The organism is Noviherbaspirillum sp. FW303-A3 (genome assembly GCF_058788695.1).
In genome coordinates this window covers 4,082,443-4,098,994 of the sequence record NZ_JBYTAZ010000001.1, presented here as the reverse complement: position 1 = coordinate 4,098,994, position 16,552 = coordinate 4,082,443, and the positions used below count along the sequence as shown (strand labels likewise).

General features: G+C 62.1%; 17 protein-coding genes and 2 tRNA genes. 12 read left to right on the top strand and 7 right to left on the bottom strand.

Features of this window, described 5'->3' with window-relative positions; genetic code table 11:
* Window positions 1-28 precede the first annotated feature (28 nt).
* A complete protein-coding gene (locus tag AC3WOY_RS19720; protein ID WP_492426811.1) occupies window positions 29-463 on the bottom strand; it encodes a hotdog fold domain-containing protein in 435 nt (144 codons plus the stop codon).
* Between the two features lie 117 nt (window positions 464-580).
* Between AC3WOY_RS19720 and AC3WOY_RS19715 the strand changes: the two genes are divergently transcribed.
* Window positions 581-1,165 carry a TetR/AcrR family transcriptional regulator gene (locus AC3WOY_RS19715; protein WP_492426809.1) on the top strand — a complete coding sequence of 195 codons (585 nt, stop codon included), beginning with the start codon at window positions 581-583 and terminating at the stop codon, window positions 1,163-1,165.
* On the opposite strand, the gene AC3WOY_RS19710 is transcribed toward AC3WOY_RS19715, so the two are convergent.
* The 3 genes from AC3WOY_RS19710 to AC3WOY_RS19700 are packed head-to-tail and all read right to left on the bottom strand — an operon-like array spanning window position 1,162 to window position 2,645.
* The gene (locus AC3WOY_RS19710; RefSeq protein ID WP_492426807.1) at window positions 1,162-1,605 is read right to left on the bottom strand and encodes an Mpo1 family 2-hydroxy fatty acid dioxygenase; all 444 of its coding nucleotides are present in this window, start codon (window positions 1,603-1,605) and stop codon (window positions 1,162-1,164) included. The two genes, AC3WOY_RS19715 and AC3WOY_RS19710, sit on opposite strands and share 4 nt — an antisense overlap.
* Before the next feature lie 54 nt (window positions 1,606-1,659).
* The gene (locus AC3WOY_RS19705) at window positions 1,660-1,896 is read right to left on the bottom strand and encodes a hypothetical protein (RefSeq protein ID WP_492426805.1); all 237 of its coding nucleotides are present in this window, start codon (window positions 1,894-1,896) and stop codon (window positions 1,660-1,662) included.
* Window positions 1,896-2,645, bottom strand: coding sequence for an SDR family oxidoreductase (locus AC3WOY_RS19700; RefSeq protein WP_492426803.1), 750 nt, complete (start codon window positions 2,643-2,645; stop codon window positions 1,896-1,898). Before AC3WOY_RS19700 ends, AC3WOY_RS19705 begins: the two co-directional genes overlap by 1 nt.
* Window positions 2,646-2,918: 273 nt before the next feature.
* On the opposite strand from AC3WOY_RS19700, the gene AC3WOY_RS19695 reads away from it, so the two are divergent.
* The 8 genes from AC3WOY_RS19695 to AC3WOY_RS19660 all read left to right on the top strand — a co-directional run bounded on the left by AC3WOY_RS19695 (window position 2,919) and on the right by AC3WOY_RS19660 (window position 9,485).
* The gene (locus AC3WOY_RS19695) at window positions 2,919-4,241 is read left to right on the top strand and encodes a pentapeptide repeat-containing protein (protein ID WP_492426801.1); all 1,323 of its coding nucleotides are present in this window, start codon (window positions 2,919-2,921) and stop codon (window positions 4,239-4,241) included.
* Window positions 4,242-4,861: 620 nt separating this feature from the next.
* On the top strand, window positions 4,862-5,656 hold the full coding sequence (locus AC3WOY_RS19690; protein ID WP_492426799.1) for a lytic transglycosylase domain-containing protein: 795 nt from the start codon (window positions 4,862-4,864) through the stop codon (window positions 5,654-5,656).
* A 61-nt stretch (window positions 5,657-5,717) separates the two neighbouring features.
* Complete coding sequence (locus AC3WOY_RS19685; protein WP_492429370.1) at window positions 5,718-6,191, top strand: DNA-deoxyinosine glycosylase; 474 nt, start codon at window positions 5,718-5,720, stop codon at window positions 6,189-6,191.
* Window positions 6,192-6,219: 28 nt separating this feature from the next.
* Entirely contained in the window at window positions 6,220-7,047 is an 828-nt protein-coding gene (locus AC3WOY_RS19680) for a spermine/spermidine synthase domain-containing protein (RefSeq protein ID WP_492429369.1), read from the top strand.
* Window positions 7,044-8,864 (top strand): type IV pilus assembly ATPase TfpB, encoded by a 1,821-nt coding sequence (tfpB, locus tag AC3WOY_RS19675; RefSeq protein WP_492426797.1) that lies wholly within the window; start codon window positions 7,044-7,046, stop codon window positions 8,862-8,864. The genes AC3WOY_RS19680 and tfpB overlap by 4 nt, the downstream gene beginning before the upstream one ends.
* Before the next feature lie 67 nt (window positions 8,865-8,931).
* A tRNA-Lys gene (locus AC3WOY_RS19670) sits at window positions 8,932-9,007 on the top strand.
* 88 nt (window positions 9,008-9,095) lie between these two features.
* Window positions 9,096-9,170: transfer RNA gene (locus tag AC3WOY_RS19665), tRNA-Thr, on the top strand.
* A gap of 108 nt (window positions 9,171-9,278) precedes the next feature.
* Window positions 9,279-9,485, top strand: coding sequence for a heavy-metal-associated domain-containing protein (locus tag AC3WOY_RS19660; RefSeq protein ID WP_492426795.1), 207 nt, complete (start codon window positions 9,279-9,281; stop codon window positions 9,483-9,485).
* Window positions 9,486-9,524: 39 nt separating this feature from the next.
* Here AC3WOY_RS19660 and cueR read toward each other — a convergent pair whose 3' ends face one another.
* The 3 genes from cueR to AC3WOY_RS19645 all read right to left on the bottom strand — a co-directional run bounded on the left by cueR (window position 9,525) and on the right by AC3WOY_RS19645 (window position 13,332).
* Entirely contained in the window at window positions 9,525-9,935 is a 411-nt protein-coding gene (gene cueR, locus AC3WOY_RS19655) for a Cu(I)-responsive transcriptional regulator (RefSeq protein WP_492426793.1), read from the bottom strand.
* 11 nt (window positions 9,936-9,946) lie between these two features.
* Window positions 9,947-12,358, bottom strand: a complete 2,412-nt coding sequence (locus AC3WOY_RS19650) for a heavy metal translocating P-type ATPase (protein WP_492426791.1) — start codon at window positions 12,356-12,358, stop codon at window positions 9,947-9,949.
* A gap of 71 nt (window positions 12,359-12,429) precedes the next feature.
* Window positions 12,430-13,332 (bottom strand): SDR family oxidoreductase, encoded by a 903-nt coding sequence (locus tag AC3WOY_RS19645; protein ID WP_492429368.1) that lies wholly within the window; start codon window positions 13,330-13,332, stop codon window positions 12,430-12,432.
* Window positions 13,333-13,344: 12 nt separating this feature from the next.
* Between AC3WOY_RS19645 and AC3WOY_RS19640 the strand changes: the two genes are divergently transcribed.
* From AC3WOY_RS19640 to AC3WOY_RS19630, 3 genes are all read left to right on the top strand, one after another.
* Window positions 13,345-14,385 (top strand): CDP-6-deoxy-delta-3,4-glucoseen reductase, encoded by a 1,041-nt coding sequence (locus AC3WOY_RS19640; RefSeq protein WP_492426789.1) that lies wholly within the window; start codon window positions 13,345-13,347, stop codon window positions 14,383-14,385.
* A gap of 189 nt (window positions 14,386-14,574) precedes the next feature.
* On the top strand, window positions 14,575-15,777 hold the full coding sequence (locus AC3WOY_RS19635; RefSeq protein WP_492426787.1) for an acetylornithine transaminase: 1,203 nt from the start codon (window positions 14,575-14,577) through the stop codon (window positions 15,775-15,777).
* A 140-nt stretch (window positions 15,778-15,917) separates the two neighbouring features.
* Window positions 15,918-16,529: a CBS domain-containing protein gene (locus tag AC3WOY_RS19630; protein ID WP_492426785.1), complete on the top strand. Its 612-nt coding sequence runs from the start codon at window positions 15,918-15,920 to the stop codon at window positions 16,527-16,529.
* The last annotated feature ends 23 nt before the right edge of the window (window positions 16,530-16,552 follow it).

Here is a 16,552-nt window from a genome sequence, read left to right as displayed (position 1 = left end):
CTCCTTGGCTTGCTGTACCCGGCCTGCCTCACTTCAGGTTCATGGTGATCGTGGCGGTGAAGACCTTCTTGCCTTCTGCATCGAAAGCGTCGACCGGCACCTGGACATCGCCAGTCTGCTCCCAGTCGACGGAGGCGCCGTCGGCGACAACACGCATGTCGGTCCTGGCCTTTGCCAGGTATTGCACGCTCATGCCCACCGGGATCCACTGGCGGCCATCAGGAATGGAAACGGTAGTCATCGTGCCGGCAGCGAGCTCGGCGGCGTTGCACAGCGCAATCGCATGGACCGTACCGAGGTGGTTATGAACTTCGCGGCGGTTGGCAAATGTCACCTCGGCATAGCCCGGGCGGAGTTCGGTGAACTGCGGGTCGATCGTCGAGAAATACGGCGCGAAATTGGTGACCGCCTTGCTGAACGCCTCGTTGCCCATCTGCCTGTACATGCCGAGAGTCTGGTTCATTGCCTTCTCCTTTGCCTGATCGTGAATTGTTGTTAAGGTGCGCGGGTGCCCGGCATGCCGCCGGAGCCATTAGAATACTATTCTAGAATATAATTCTAGTCAAACGACTGGGATGCCATGACCACGACCAGGAAAAACAGAAAACAGGAAATCCTCGACGCCGCCCTCGCCTGCTTCACGGAAAACGGGGTCGAGGCCACCACCATCGACATGATCCGGGAACGCTCCCGGGCGAGCGTCGGGAGCATGTACCACCACTTCGGGAGCAAGGAGGCCATCGCCGCCTCGCTGTACGTCGAGGCGCTGGCGGAGCATCATGAATATCAGCAGTCGTTGCTGACGAAGGCGCGCACGGCGGAGGAAGGCGTGAAAGCGATTACTTACGCCTATATCGACTGGGTATCGGCCAATCCGGACAAGGCACGGTTCATCCTGTACAACCGGAGCGTGCTGGCGAAGACCGAAAAGGCCGATGAGCTGAAGGAGCGGACCCGCAAGCAGTTCACGGAAATCCTCGCCTGGTTCCAGCCCTTTGTCGCACGCGGCGATCTGAAGAAGGTGCCGCAAGAACTGTACGCGTCGCTGATCACCGGGCCGGCCCACGACTACGCCCGCCTCTGGCTGTCCGGACGGGCGAAGACGGATATCAGGGCGTATCGCGAAGTGTTTGCCGACGCGGCATGGAGTACCGTGAGGCCCTAATAAGAGATACGGAAGCGACGGTAAAGGAAGCTGAGCACGAACAAGGGCCCGATCAGCAGGAAGCGCAGGTCTTCGAAGAAGGACGGCTTCTTGCCCTCGATCTTGTGGCCGATGAACTGCCCGATCCAGGCGACGACGAAAATACCGAGCGAGATTTCCAGCATCCACGCCTGCGGCAGAATGGACAGGATCCACAGCATCACGCCCGACATGAGCAGCATGCCGAAAGCGAACGGCACCGAAAGCCGCACGTAATAAATGAGGCTGACCACAGTCACTGCCAGTGCGGCCAGCGGATGAGCGGCCCACAGCATACCGAGGAAGGAAAAGACGATCAGCGGGATGCAGACGAAGTGGATCACTTCGTTGGTCGGGTTGAGATGACTTTCGGAATATTTCGCGAGCAATGCTTCGATTTGTCGCTGTGCAACACCTTGCATGACTAGTCTCCTATGTGAATCGGCGGCTGCGAATGTCCGCTCTGTGAATTCATCTTAGGCGTTCGTCATGCTTTCTGCTTGAACGCAATCGAGCTGGTGCTGCTGGTTGGGCGCGAAGACCGCCGCCCGCGTCTCCACCCATGGCGCCCCGGTGCCAAGACGTACCCGGAAGGCTTGGTCCAGGTCCAGGGTGATCTGCGCCGCGTAATGCGCATGCGGGGTCGAATCGATGCCCGGCCCGACGACCAGGGCGCGGCCATGCCACAGGAAGAGGCTTGCCGGTTCCGCCATCAACGTCCGCCCGTCACATCGACGAACGTGCCCGTCACATAGGATGCTTCGTCCGACAAGAGCCAGAGGATCGCCTGCGCCACTTCCTCCGCGTTTCCGCCGCGTTTCATCGGCACGGCATCCTTGACGCGGTCGACACGGCCCGGCTCGCCACCGCTTGCATGAATGTCCGTATAGATGACGCCCGGCCGCACGCCGTTGACGCGGATACCCTCGCCCGCCACCTCCTTCGCCAGGCCAACGGTCAAGGTATCGATCGCGCCCTTGGACGCCGCGTAGTCGACATATTCGTTCGGGGCGCCAAGCCGGGCGGCAATCGAAGACAGGTTGACGATGGCTCCGCCGGGCCCGCCGTGGCGCGTGGACATGCGGCGGACGGCTTCCCTGGCGCAGATGAAGCTTCCGGTCACGTTGGTTGCCAGGATGCGCGTCAGCCGGGCTGCGTCCAGTTCATCGACGCGCGCCTGCCGCTCCAGGATGCCGGCATTGTTCACCAGTGCCTGCACAGGCCCGAGCACGCGGTCCACTTCCTGGAACATGCGCACGACCTCGGCCTCCGCCGCCACGTCGGCCTGCACGGCCATCGCCTCGCCGCCGGAGTCGCGGATCGCGGAAACGATCTCGTCCGCCGCCGCGCGATTGTGCACGTAGTTGACGGCGACCGCATAGCCGCGCTGCGCACCAATCCGTGCGGTAGCCGCACCGATGCCGCGACTGCCGCCGGTAACCAGCATGACTTTTCGCCCCATCCAGCCTCTCCCGCAATAATTTTTTCTCAATGACACTTGAGAAAATTTGAAAGCTTGCCTAAGTGACATCAGGAGCGCATGCCGTCTGCCGGTATCGCCCTCATTACAAACATATTATCAACTTTGCAGCAAAGACATCGCTGCCCAACTGAGGAAAACGGGACCATGGTTTCTGCAGTCAATTCCAATCCGGCATCTCATGCCCAACACTCATCGGGCGCGCCACCCGGCGGCGCTCCAAACCCTGCTGCCAAATTGGGCATAAAGGACACGATGGAAGGAAAACCGTCCGCGCTCAGCAAGTCGCTCAAGGATCAGGTCGGCCCAATGCCCGATTGCTCCATGCCGTGCGCCTCGAAGAAGGGTGACTCGAAGGGTGGTCCGGACGGCGCGCCGAAGGATGCCTCGAAAGGCGATTCGAAGGGCGGTCCGAAGGATGCACCGAAGAATGCGCCGAAGAATGCGCCGAAGGATGCGCCGAAGGATGCACCGAAGAGTGGTCCGGCAGATGCCTCGAAAGCTGCCGATCCGAAGCAAGGTGACACTATGGCTCCGTTGAAGCAGGCCTTGAATAGCATGTACGAGGGAGCAAAGAAGCTGGCAGAAGAAACAAAGAATCCCGAACTGAAGGCATTTGCAGAAGCGCAAGCGAACCAGATCAAGCAGATCATTGACCTTCTAGATGCCATTGATCCGAAGGGTGCTGATCCGAAGGGTGCTGATCCGAAGGGTGCTGATCCGAAGGGTGCTGATCCGAAGGGTGCTGATCCGAAGGGCACTGATCCGAAGGGCGCTGATCCGAAGGGCGCTGATCCGAAGGGCACTGATCCGAAGGGCACTGATCCGAAGGGTGCTGATCCGAAGGGCGCTGATCCGAAGGGCACTGATCCGAAGGGCACTGATCCGAAGGACTCTGATCCGAAGGGCACTGATCCGAAGGGCGCTGATCCGAAGGGCACTGATCCGAAGGGCGCTGATCCGAAGGGCGCTCCGAAAGATGCTCCGAAGGACGCTCCGAAGGACGCTCCGAAGGACGCTCCGGCAGGTGCTCCGGCAGGTGCTCCGGCAGGCGCTCCCAAATCAGAAACGAAGGAACCAAAGAACGATGCACCGAACGATGCACCGAAGGCAGGCGGCCCACAGGCAGGCGACGCGAAACAAGGCGACATCATGGCTCCGTTGATGATGGCCTTGGGTAGCATGTACGAACAGGCGCAAAAGCTGGCGAACGAAACTAAGGATCCCGAGCTGAAGAAATTTGCGGAAGCACAAGCCAATCAGCTCAAGCAGATCATCGATTTGGTTGAAAAGATGGCAGGTGCATCGGGCGGAGCGCCTACTGGCAGCCCGGCTCCAGGCGGCGCGACGCCGGGAAACCCAGCACCTGGCACGTCGTCGCCTGGCAGCCCGTCGCCCGGCACCCCCTCTCCGGGCGGAGCAACACCTGGCGCCCCGGCACCGGGCGGAGCGGCTCCCGGCGCACCTGCTCCCGGCGCGCCTGCACCTGGTGGATCTGCTCCTGGGACGCCTGCACCTGGCGCACCTAAGACTGGCACAACGCCTCCTGGCGATGGCGGGGAGTGCACCACTTGCTAATTTTTAGCTGAAGTCGCTAAATCAGGCAAAGTTGGACCGGGCGCCAGGAAGGTCGAGAAGTTCACATCCTTAACGGGTGTGGCTTCCGATCTGACTGGTTGCCCGGTCCACGTCATTGCACACATACTGAAAACTGGAGTCACGGCAACCTCGCCACTGCTCCCCCAAGGATAGCGTTGATCTGACCTCAATTCCCAAAAGATCGCGCACCTTAAAATCCCGATCCACACGTTGTAGTCATTACCGATTGCACTGGCAGACGTCAGCCACGGCATGACCGCTCGCTGCATCAAACCGCGCGATAGCTATAACCCGCGCCCGCCAACCGCGTCATTCGTCTTGCCATTCACAAAACTACAGGTAATTTTTCTCAATGACTATTGAGAATGGCCGTTGCCTTGACTAATTGCATTCAGAAGCCTGTGCCGTATGGTGGCATCGCCTTCGCGGCATCCGCACCATTAACTCCGCAGCGAAGTCTTCGCTGCCCTGTTTGAGGAAGAATCGCGATCATGGTTACTGCAATCGGTTCAAAGACGGCTTCACCTCTCCCATCCACTGCCGGTCCTGCGCCGAATGCAAAGCCGTCGCCCCAAGGACAGCCACCGCTCAAAAACACCATGCCAGAGAAGCCGGATGCACTCGCCAACTCGCTCAAGAATGCGGTTGGCCCTCTGCCCGGAAATGGCCCGAAGCCCGGCGAAGGCAACGCAAAGGCCGGTGATCCTGTAACACAGGTCTGGAAGAGCAAGTACGAGGAGGCGCAGAAGCGGGCGGACGATGCCAAGGATCCGGCATTGAAGGCGCACGCGGAAGCGGAAGCGAAACAGATCAAGTTGACCCTCGATGCCATGGAAGGCAAGACGCCGGGCGGCGCCAACAACGGAGCTGCCCCCGATCCCGACGGGGCGCCACCGGGCGGGGCGAATCCAACTGCTCCGGGAGCGCCGGGCGAAGGAAACAGCAAGAAGATCGAAGAATTCATGCCGATGATCGAATCTGCCGCGGAAAAGGCCGGCGTCCCGCCTGAAATGCTCGGCGGAATGCTGTGGCAGGAATCGCGCGGCGCGATCAACGCCGGCTCCGTCAACGGCGGCAATGGCCTGACCGATACCGGCCTCATGCAAGTCAATCCGAACAAGTTCGCCGAACTGCAGGAAAATCATCCCGACCTGCAAGGCAAGAATCTCGCAGATCCGGAAACCAACATCCTCGCCGCTGCCTACTTCCTGGCGGAGATGAAGGAAAAATTCGGCACCTGGGAACTGGCGCTACGCGGCTACAACTCTGGTGAAAACGGCGTCGATGTCAACAATCCGGACGCTACGCCCGCAGGTACCGGCGACAAGACCTACATTCCCAAGGTGATGAATTTCGCACAGTCGATAGCCAAAGGCGAGGAACTCCCTCCCTGACGATGCCGGTGTGGCGGGCATGCGTCTACAATAAGGCATGCACGCAGCCGCCACCTCCCCTTTGCTGGCCGGCTTCCCGCCGGTGATCGACCGCGCCACCCGCATCCTCGTCCTTGGCAGTTTTCCCGGAGAAGCTTCGCTCGCCGCACAGCAGTATTACGCCCACCCGCGCAATCAATTCTGGCGCCTGCTATCGGCAGTCCTCGGCGACGCACTGGCAGGCTTGCCCTACGAACAACGCCTTCAACGACTGCGCTCGCACGGCATCGGCCTGTGGGACGTCATCGCCGCCTGCGCTCGGGAAGGCAGCCTGGACACCGCGATCCGCCAGGCACAGGCAAACGAATTCGCCATGCTGAAACTTCAATGCCCGCAACTGGAAAAGGTGTGCTTCAACGGCAAGACTTCGGGCCGCTTCGAACCCGCCTTCGCCGCCGCCGGCTTCCGGACGCTTGTCCTTCCGTCATCATCGCCGGCCAACGCCCAGCTCTCCTTCGAGGAAAAACTGGCGCAATGGAAGAACATCATTCTGTAGAATGGAAGAAACAGTTCCTATGACCAGCATGCTCATCAAACGAAATTCCATGGAAGCCCAGGGCAATACCAAGGCCGGCCCGGGCAAGAAGCCGCGCAAGCCCAAATTCGCGCCTATCACCCTGTCCGAGGAAGCGGGCGTCGTCTTCCTGCATTTCGGCAACGAATGGATCCAGGGCGCGATGCGCATCCGCAAGCCCGACTGGATCGAGCTCACTTACGCGCAGCACATGATGGCGTGGATGCTGTTCAACAAGAATCCGCAGCACCTCGTCCAGCTCGGACTGGGTACCGCCGCCCTGACCAAATTCTGCTACCGCCAGTTTCCGCAAACCCAGGTGACTGCGGTCGACCTGAATCCACAGGTGATTTCCATCTGCCGCTCGATGTTCCGCCTGCCGCCCGACGATGACCGGCTCTCGGTACTGGAACTGGATGCAATGGACTTCGTCACCGACGTCAACAATCACGGCAAGTTCGACGCACTGCAGGTCGACCTCTACGACGCCCTGGTGCAGGGTCCGGTGCTCGACACACCCGAATTCTACGAAGCCTGCGCAGCGTGCGTGACGCCGGATGGCGTGGTCAGCGTCAACCTGTTCGGCGACCATCCCAGCTACCCGAAGAACTACAAGGCGCTGAAACATGCCTTCGCCGAAGTGATCTGCCTGCCGCCCTGCCACGAAGGCAATGTGGTGGCGCTCGGTTTCAACAAGCGCCCCGAACTCGATTACGAGGCGCTGTACGAATGCGCGGACCAGATCACCACCGCGACCAAGCTGCCGGCAAAATCCTGGGTCAACGGCATCAAGGCCTGGATGGAAAAGGACAAACCCCGGAGGAGCAAGACATCTTGAACGCCCGCGTCGAACATTCCGCAGCCCCTGCGGCCGCGCACAAGCCAGCGCACAAAGTGCTCGATCTCCACCAGGTCTTCAGCTGGATGCTGGCAGACGGCATGATCACGAAGGCCGAGGCCAAGACGCGCTACAACGAGGCGCAGGCCCTGCTTCGGAATGCTTCGGCTAACATGCATCCGCTGACAGCTATCGCGCAGATCAAGCTGACGTCGTCCACGCCGCCGCACAAGCTGCTGACGCTGGACGTGCTCTCGGAATGGCTGGCTTTCAAGGCCAGGGTTCCCTTCTTCCGTATCGACCCGCTGAAGATCGACTTTACCCGCGTAGCCGATGTCATGTCGGCGACGTACGCCGCCCGCTTCAACATCCTTCCCGTGGAATTGACGCAGACGGATGTCGTGATCGCCACCGCCGAACCCTTCGCCATCGAATGGGAGGCCGAGATATCCAAGATCACGCGGCGCAACGTGAAGATCGTCGTCTCCAATCCGCTCGACATCGCGCAATACACGGCGCAGTTCTTCACGCTCGCCAAATCGATCAAGGGCGCCAGCAAACACGGCCAGCACGACACCGCGCTGCGCAACAACTTCGAGCAGCTGGTCGAACTGGGCAAGACCAACAAGTCGCTCGACGCCAACGACCAGCACATCGTCAACATCGTCGACTGGCTGTGGCAGTACGCGTTCGAACAGCGCGCCTCGGACATCCACCTCGAACCCAAGCGCGACCTTGGCGCCATCCGCTTCCGCATCGACGGCATCCTGCACCAGGTCTACCAGGTGCCCGCGACGGTCATGATCGCGATGACCGCGCGCATCAAGCTGCTCGGCCGCATGGACGTGGTCGAGAAGCGCCGCCCGCAGGACGGCCGCATCAAGACGCGCACCGCCGGCGGCCAGGAAATCGAGCTCCGTCTTTCCACGCTGCCGACAGCCTTCGGCGAAAAACTGGTGATGCGTATCTTCGATCCTGAAGTCGTGGTGAAGACGCTGCCCGAACTCGGCTTCCCGCCCGACGACGCGAAACGCTGGGACAGTCTCACCGCCCGTCCGCACGGCATCATCCTCGTCACCGGCCCCACGGGCTCGGGCAAGACGACCACGCTGTACACCACGCTCAAGGCGCTCGCCACTGCCGAGGTCAACGTCTGCACGGTGGAAGACCCGATCGAAATGGTGGAAGGCTCGTTCAACCAGATGCAGGTGCAGCACGGCATCGACCTGTCCTTCGCCGACGGCGTGCGCGCCCTGATGCGCCAGGACCCGGACATCATCATGGTCGGCGAAATCCGCGACCTCGAAACCGCCGAGATGGCGATCCAGGCCGCCCTTACCGGCCATCTCGTCCTCTCGACGCTGCACACCAACGACGCGCCGTCCGCGGTGATGCGCCTGCTGGAACTCGGCGTTCCCTACTACCTTTTGGAAGCCACACTGATCGGCATCATGGCGCAGCGCCTAGTGCGCACGCTCTGCCCCGACTGCAAGAAGGTGGAAGGCGAGATTTCGGACGATGTCTGGGACGGCCTGGTCGAAGGCTGGAAAATCCCGAAGCCGGCTTCGGTCTACCGCCCGATAGGCTGCCCCGAATGCCGCCAGACCGGCTACCGCGGACGCACCGGCCTGTACGAATTGCTCACCATCACCCAGCCCTTCTCGCGCCTGATCAAGGAAGAGACCGATATCCACGCATTGCGGGAGCAAAGCATCAAGGATGGCATGAAGCCGCTGCGTGTGGCCGGCGCGCTGAAGGTCGTCGAAGGCGCGACAACGGTGGATGAGGTATTGAAGGTGACGTCCGCGTTGACCTGATCACGACATTTTGAGCCGGGCCATTTGACTCCTTCCGGAAAGTACTGCTATAATTTTTGACTTCGTTGGGTCGTTAGCTCAGCTGGTAGAGCAGCGGACTCTTAATCCGTTGGTCGTAGGTTCGATCCCTACACGGCCTACCAACAGTTTCAAACATCTAGCCCGGTCTGTCGACCGGGCTTTTTGTTGCCTCGCCTTTCAGGGTGCCATTTTGCAATGGCTCCGGATCGTGCCCATGTAGCTCAGTGGCAGAGCACTCCCTTGGTAAGGGAGAGGTCGGCAGTTCAATCCTGCCCATGGGCACCATCGCCGCCCTTCGCCCGGAATGCTCTTCGGGAAATTTGATCCAAGCACTTGACCTTCCCATTGGGGAAAGCCCCACAATGCTTTCCGCTAACACAACCGGAGAACATCATGTACGAACTGAAAGTTGAAGGAATGAGTTGCGGCCACTGCGTCAGCGCCGTGACGAAGTCAGTGCAGGCCGTCGACGCCGGCGCAAAAGTGGAAGTGGACCTGTCGACGCAGAAGGTACTCGTCAATTCGAGCGCGCCACTGGAGAACATCAAGGCGGCTGTGGTGGATGCGGGTTACGACGTACTTGCCAGCAGCGAGCGTTGATTCAGCGGAGCGGGAGCGGCGAGCGCCGCCCCGCACGTTTTAATGACAGGAAGCCTTTCCACCCATCCTTTCAAGGCTGTGCAAAATCGGGCAATCGGGTCGATGGTCGCCCGAGCATGCATGCTCCAGATGCTGCAGCGTATCCCGCATCTCCGTCAATTCCCGGATACGCATCTCCAGCTCTTCCAGGTGCGAGCGCGCAATCGCCTTCACGTCCGCGCTCGCGCGATGCGGATCCTGCCACAGCGACAGTAGGTCCTTGATCTGCTCCAGTGAAAATCCCAGCGTGCGCGCCCGCTTGATGAAGCGCAGCGTGTGCACGTCGTTCTCGACGTAAATACGATATCCCGAATCCGTCCGCTTGCCCGCCTTGATCAGGTCGATGCTCTCGTAATAGCGGATCATCTTGGCGGTCACGCCGGATGCCTTGGAAGCTTCGCCGATATTCATGTCGTCCTCCCTTACGATGCCGCCTTCCAGCGGCGCAACAGCAATGCGTTGGTGATCACGCTGACCGAACTGAAGGCCATTGCCGCCCCGGCGATCACGGGGTTGAGCAGGCCGAACGCCGCCAGCGGAATCCCGACCAGGTTGTAGATGAACGCCCAGAACAGGTTCTGCCGGATCTTGCTGTAGGTCCGGCGCGAGATGTCGATCGCATCCGGCACCAGCGCCGGCTCGCCGCGCATCAGCGTGACGCCTGCGGCATGCATGGCGACGTCGGTGCCGGTTGCCATTGCAATGCCCACATCTGCGGCGGCAAGCGCGGGCGCATCGTTGATGCCGTCGCCCACCATCGCCACGACCTGCCCTTGCTGTTTCAGGCTGTTGACCTTCTCCGCCTTGTCGGCGGGCAGCACTTCCGCGATGACCTGATCGATGCCGAGCGCACCGCCGACAGCCATCGCACTGCCCTTGTTGTCGCCCGTCAGCAGGACGGTTTTCACGCCGAGCGCATGGAGCCGCGACACGGCGCGCGCCGCGGAGGGCTTCACCCGGTCGCCGAATGCCAGCAGTCCGAGCAGGCTGCCATCGTCGGCCATCAGCCAGGATACGGTGTTGCCCTTCTGTTCAAGTGCGCTGGCAGTCCCGCCAAGCTGACCGGCGTCGATGCCGGCTTCCTGCAACAGGCGGGAACTGCCCAGCTTCAATGCGCGCCCCTCGATGACTGCGGAGACACCGCGGCCAGGCAGCGCCATCAACTGTGAAGCAGGCGGAATGGCGATGCCCTTGGCTTTCGCCGCCTCCGCCACGGCGCGTGCCAAGGGATGCTCGCTGCCCTGCTGGACCGCGGCGGCGAGCCGGATCAGCTCGTCTGTCTCCATGCCGTTCGGCACCGCCTCGGCCAGCACCGGCCGGCCCTCGGTCAGCGTGCCGGTCTTGTCGAAGACGACGGTGGTGACGGAGTGCGCAAGTTCGAGCGCCTCCGCGTCCTTGATGAGGATGCCGTGGGTCGCGCCGACGCCCGTGCCGGCCATGATGGCGGCCGGCGTCGCCAACCCGAGCGCGCACGGGCAGGCAATGACCAGCACCGCGACCGCGTTGATGATGGCCATTTCGAGATCGCCGGCGGCCATCCACCAGCCGGCAAACGTGACCAATGCGATCAGCAGCACGACCGGCACGAACACGGCACTGACCTTGTCGACAAGGTGCTGGATCGGTGCCTTTGCCGCCTGCGCGTTTTCGACGAGGCGAATGATGCGCGAGAGCGTCGTCTCGCCGCCGATGGCAGTGGTGCGCACCAGCAGCAGTCCTTCGGCATTGATCGAACCGCCGGTCACCTTGTCGCCCGGCTGCTTGGCGACTGGCAGACTCTCGCCGGTGATCAGCGATTCATCGATGTGGCTGCGCCCCTCCTGCACCTGGCCGTCGACCGCCACGCGTTCGCCCGGACGCACGACGACGAGGTCGTTGACATTGACCTGCGCAATCGGCACCTCGATCTCTTCCGCCCCGCGCCGCACACGGGCGACGTCCGGACGCAGGACCTGCAGCGCCCGTATCGCCGCGCTGGTCTGCCGCTTGGCGCGCGCTTCCAGGCATTTGCCGAGCAACACCAGCGTGATGACGACGGCGGCCGCTTCAAAGTACAGGTGCTGCATGCCTTCGCCGCCGTACGCCAGCAATTGATACACGCTCAACCCGTACGCGGCGCTCGTTCCCAGCGCGACAAGCAGGTCCATGTTGCCCGCGCCCGCCTTAACCGCCTTCCAGCCCGCGCGATAGAAACGCCCGCCCAGCCAGAACTGTACCGGCGTGGCCAGCGCAAGCTGAAGCCATCCGGGCAGCATCCAGTGCACGCCGGCCAGCTCCAGCACCATCGGGACGATCAGGGGCAGCGACAGCAGCGCGGCGATGACGACCTTGATGTACTCCGTATCGCGGCGCTCTTCCTGCGGCGCCGCTTGCGTATCGCGATGCGGCCTGGCGTGGTATCCGGCCGCCTCCACCACGCGTGCCAGCGCGCCGGCATCAATGCCCGAGGCCACTCGTACGTGCGCGCTCTCGGTTGCCAGGTTCACGCTGGCATCGAGCACGCCGTCGATCTTGCGCAAGGCGCGTTCCACTCGCCCGACGCAGGAAGCACAGGTCATTCCTTCGATGTCGAGGTCGATTTCCTGCTGGGCAAGCTGGTAGCCCGCTTTCTCGACAGCCTGCTGCACCGTGCTGAAGTTGACGGACTTGTCGGCTGTCACGCGCGCCCGCTCGGTCCCGAGATTGACATCGGCTGCACTCACGCCGGGGATGGCGCGCAGGGCCTTCTCGACCCGCCGGACACAGGAGGCGCAGGTCATGCCCTCGATGGGCACGTCCAGTTCACGCCCCGCGAGTGGAAGGGTTGTTGCCGACAGTGATGTTGCGTTGCTCATGATCCAATCCTCGATCATTCAGGATGGCTTCATTATTGACCTTACCATGATGGGAAGGTCAAGCCCCCGGATCAAGATGCCGGATAAATCTGTTCCAGGGCGTCGCGGACACGCGGGAACAGCAGGCGCACGCCGAGTTCCGTTTGCAGTCGGGCGTTGCTCAGGCGTCGCGATTCGGACATGAAAGACAGCATCATCGGCGTGACCGCAGCCGACAGTTGCTCTTTCGGCAAGCGCGGAGGACGCGGGAAGCCGGCCTTGTCGGCAACCGCATCGAAGTAGTCGCCCATCTTCATGTCCGAATCGTCGACCGCGTGGTAGAGCCGGTTCGGCTGCCCGCGATACAAGGCCGCCGCAATGATCCTTGCCAGGTCGTCGGCATGGATATGATTCGTATACACATCGTCCTCCGCCCGCAACGCCGGCGTTCCCTTCTTCAGGCGATCGAGGGGCAAGCGGTCGGCGGCGTAGATGCCCGGCACGCGCAGGATGGCCAGGCGCGACCCGGAGCGCCGCGCCCACTTGCGCAGCACCTGTTCTGCATCGACACGGCGTTTCGCGCGGGCATTCTGCGGATTCGCCGGCCGCGTTTCATCCACCATGGCGCCGCCGCAGTCGCCGTACACCCCTGTTGTGCTCACATAAACCATGTTGGCCCGCTCGGGTAAAATGGCGGTCAAATTTCGGGAGCGCCGGTCTGTCATGCCCTCCGATTGGGGTGGCGCGAGGTGCACGATGGTCCGCGCGAGGCGAGCAAGGCGTGCCAGGCTTTCCGGCTTGTCGAGGTCGGCAACGACCGGAACGGCCCCTGCGGCACGCAACTCCTCGCGGCGCTCGGGCTGGCTGGTCACGGCATACACGCGGAAGCGGCCTCGGACCAGCGGCAGCAGGCGCATGCCTACGTCGCCGCAGCCGAGGACCAGCAAGCGCGGCCGGCCGAATCCCGGGGCAATCAGGTTTTCTTTATTTTTCATCATCAGGATTGTATGACTTTCCAAGTAACTGTTCAGCCGAGCGGACGCCAGTTCACCTGCGATGACGGCGAGACCGTATTGAGTGCGGCGATACGCGCCGGCGTAGGCCTGCCATATGGCTGCAAGAACGGCGCATGCGGCACCTGCAAGGGCAAGCTGGTCGACGGCAGCGTGACGCACAAGGCCCATCAGGAGAAGGCCCTGCCCGTCGCCGAAGAGGAAAAGGGCTTCTCGCTGTTCTGCTGCGCCACGCCGCATTCGGACATCGTGATCGAAGCACGCGAAGTGCTGGGCGCCGGCGAATTCCCGATCAAGAAGCTGCCGGCCCGCGTCGCGAAGCTGGACAAGGTCGCCGATGACGTGATCGTCCTCTCGCTGCAGCTGCCGGCCAACGAACGCCTGCAGTACAAGGCCGGCCAGTACATCGAATTCCTGCTGAAGGATGGCAAGCGCCGCAGCTACAGCATGGCCAACGCGCCGCACCTCGACGAGCACCTGACGCTGCACATCCGCCACATGCACGGTGGCGTGTTCACCGACCACGTGTTCAACAACATGAAGGAACGCGACATCCTGCGCTTCGAAGGGCCGCTCGGCACCTTCTTCCTGCGCGAGGATTCCGACAAGCCGATGGTGCTGCTCGCTTCCGGCACCGGCTTTGCGCCGATCAAGGCCATCATCGAGCATGCGATCCACCAGAAGAGCGGCCGCCAGATGATCCTGTACTGGGGCGGCCGCCGTCCGAAGGATCTCTACATGCACGCCATGTGCGAGGAGTGGGCGCGCACGGTGCCCAACTTCAAGTACGTGCCGGTGGTTTCCGACGCCCAGCCCGAGGACGGCTGGAGCGGCCGCAGCGGCTTCGTTCACCGCGCGGTGATGGACGACTTGCCCGACCTGTCCGGCTATCAGGTCTATGCCTGCGGCGCGCCGGTGATGGTGGATTCGGCCAAGCGCGATTTCGTCGCCCAGTGCAAGCTGCCGGAGGCGGAATTCTATGCCGACGCCTTCACCTCGGAAGCCGATCTTGCTGTCGATCTGGAAACGAAATAGGTTTTGACGCAGTGCGCAAAACGCCTTACCATTTCTCGTATGAACACAACAGCCAAGCTCTTGCGACGCCGTACCCAGCTGCCTCAGCCTGGGAAGCCGTGCGTGTAAGCGTTTGATGCTCACAAAGCCACAGGCCCGCCCTGTGGCTTTTTTTTTGATCTCTCAGCACACCCAGTCAGGAGCCCCGAAATGGAATTCAGCCAGTACGACGTCAACGCCCTCATGCAGATCACCAACCGGCCTTCGATCGTGTTCACCGAAGGCCGCGGCATGTGGCTGACGGATAACAAGGGCAAGCGTTACCTCGACTACCTGCAGGGCTGGGCGGTCAATTGCCTCGGCCATTCGCCGCAGTGCATCGTCGACGCCGTCACCGCGCAGGTCGGCAAGCTGATCAACCCCTCGCCGGCCTTCTACAACGAACCGTCGATCGTCCTCGCATCCATGCTGACGAAGAATTCCTGCTTCGACCGCGTGTTCTTCGCCAACAGCGGCGCGGAAGCGAACGAAGGCGCGATCAAGCTGTCCCGCAAGTGGGGCAAGCTGAACAAGAACGCCGCAGGCGAAAACCGCTACGAAATCATCACCTTCAACCACGGCTTCCACGGCCGCACGCTGGCCACCATGTCCGCGAGCGGCAAGACGGGCTGGGACACCATGTTCGCGCCGCAGGTGCCGGGCTTCCTGAAGGCCGAGCTGAACGACATCGCCAGCGTCGAGAAACTGATCACCGACAAGACCGTCGCCGTGATGCTCGAGCCGGTGCAAGGCGAGAGCGGCGTCATCCCCGCCACCCGCGAATTCATGCAGGCGTTGCGCACCCTGACCAAGCAGCGCAACCTGCTGCTGATCGTCGACGAAGTGCAGGCCGGCATGGGCCGCACCGGCGAACTGTTCGCCTACCAGCTCTCCGGCATCGAGCCCGACATCATGACGCTGGGCAAAGGCATCGGCGGCGGCGTTCCCCTCTCTGCGCTGCTGGCACGCGAGGAGGTCGCCTGCTTCGAGCCGGGCGAGCAAGGCGGCACCTACAACGGCAACCCGCTGATGACGGCCGCCGGCATCGCCGTCCTCTCCGAACTCCTCAAGCCCGGGTTCCTGCAATCGGTGAAGGACAAGGGTGACTACATGCGTGCCGAGCTGCTCAAGCTGTGCGAAATGCATGGCCTGGAAGGCGAACGCGGCGAAGGCCTTTTGCGCGCACTGAAGCTGGGCAAGGACATCGGCCCGAAGATCGTGGAGACGGCGCGCGACATGGAACCGGTCGGCCTGCTGCTCAATTCGCCGCGTCCCGACCTGCTGCGTTTCATGCCCTCGCTGAACGTGACGACAGATGAAATCGACCAGATGATTTCCATGCTGTCCGACGTACTGACCAAGCTCGGTCACTGAGCGATCCCCGCGGAAGCGCCGCCCGGCGCTTCCCTCCCCTCCCTGCGCCGGGTTTCCCGGAAAACCCATTTCCAGATCAAGGACGTTTGCAACTAGGCAACCTAGAATGATCAGCCATTAGCCCTGACCGGAGGCTGCTGATGGTCGACCAGGCCAAACCCTTCCAACCCATGCGCATCGCGCGTCTGTCGCCTCACACGGGATACGCACGTCCGCACTTCACCATCCAGAACCCCGTGAAGGCTTCGTCCTCGGCACTCGAGGTGATGACCGACCTGCGTTTCATTTCCGCGGCAACCGTCTCGTCCGACCTCGACCTGGACACTGCCACGCAGAAGATGATCGCGCGCGGCGTGCGCTCCCTGCTGGTGACCGACGCGAACGAGGACGTCATCGGCATCATCACCTCGCGCGACCTGCTCGGCGACCGCCCGCAACTGGCGATGGATGCACGGAACATCCCGTTCGCCGAAGTGCGTGTACGCGATGTCATGACGAACGATGGCCATATCGAAGTCCTTCACCTCGACGACGTGCTCCATGCCCGCGTCGGCGATGTAGTCGAGACGCTGAAGCATTCCGGCCGCCAGCATGCACTGGTCGTGGAAGAAGATTCCTCCACCGGCAAGAACAGCATCCGCGGAATTTTTTCCGCTTCGCAGATCGCGCGCCAGCTTGGCGTGCATTCGCAGACCCATGCGCTTTCCGACACCTTTGCGGGCATCGAGCGAGCGATGTCCGCGCAGGCCTGAACCGCGAGCGCACGGTTCCATGA

Excerpts from the sequence above, each read along its gene's own strand:
- AC3WOY_RS19720 (WP_492426811.1), bottom strand. The coding sequence starts at position 463 with ATGAACCAGACTCTCGGCATGTACAGGCAGATGGGCAACGAGGCGTTC.
- AC3WOY_RS19715 (WP_492426809.1), top strand. The coding sequence starts at position 581 with ATGACCACGACCAGGAAAAACAGAAAACAGGAAATCCTCGACGCCGCC.
- AC3WOY_RS19710 (WP_492426807.1), bottom strand. The coding sequence starts at position 1,605 with ATGCAAGGTGTTGCACAGCGACAAATCGAAGCATTGCTCGCGAAATAT.
- AC3WOY_RS19705 (WP_492426805.1), bottom strand. The coding sequence starts at position 1,896 with ATGGCGGAACCGGCAAGCCTCTTCCTGTGGCATGGCCGCGCCCTGGTC.
- AC3WOY_RS19700 (WP_492426803.1), bottom strand. The coding sequence starts at position 2,645 with ATGGGGCGAAAAGTCATGCTGGTTACCGGCGGCAGTCGCGGCATCGGT.
- AC3WOY_RS19695 (WP_492426801.1), top strand. The coding sequence starts at position 2,919 with ATGGAAGGAAAACCGTCCGCGCTCAGCAAGTCGCTCAAGGATCAGGTC.
- AC3WOY_RS19690 (WP_492426799.1), top strand. The coding sequence starts at position 4,862 with ATGCCAGAGAAGCCGGATGCACTCGCCAACTCGCTCAAGAATGCGGTT.
- AC3WOY_RS19680 (WP_492429369.1), top strand. The coding sequence starts at position 6,220 with ATGCTCATCAAACGAAATTCCATGGAAGCCCAGGGCAATACCAAGGCC.
- AC3WOY_RS19660 (WP_492426795.1), top strand. The coding sequence starts at position 9,279 with ATGTACGAACTGAAAGTTGAAGGAATGAGTTGCGGCCACTGCGTCAGC.
- cueR (WP_492426793.1), bottom strand. The coding sequence starts at position 9,935 with ATGAATATCGGCGAAGCTTCCAAGGCATCCGGCGTGACCGCCAAGATG.
- AC3WOY_RS19650 (WP_492426791.1), bottom strand. The coding sequence starts at position 12,358 with ATGAGCAACGCAACATCACTGTCGGCAACAACCCTTCCACTCGCGGGG.
- AC3WOY_RS19645 (WP_492429368.1), bottom strand. The coding sequence starts at position 13,332 with ATGAAAAATAAAGAAAACCTGATTGCCCCGGGATTCGGCCGGCCGCGC.
- AC3WOY_RS19640 (WP_492426789.1), top strand. The coding sequence starts at position 13,345 with ATGACTTTCCAAGTAACTGTTCAGCCGAGCGGACGCCAGTTCACCTGC.
- AC3WOY_RS19635 (WP_492426787.1), top strand. The coding sequence starts at position 14,575 with ATGGAATTCAGCCAGTACGACGTCAACGCCCTCATGCAGATCACCAAC.
- AC3WOY_RS19630 (WP_492426785.1), top strand. The coding sequence starts at position 15,918 with ATGGTCGACCAGGCCAAACCCTTCCAACCCATGCGCATCGCGCGTCTG.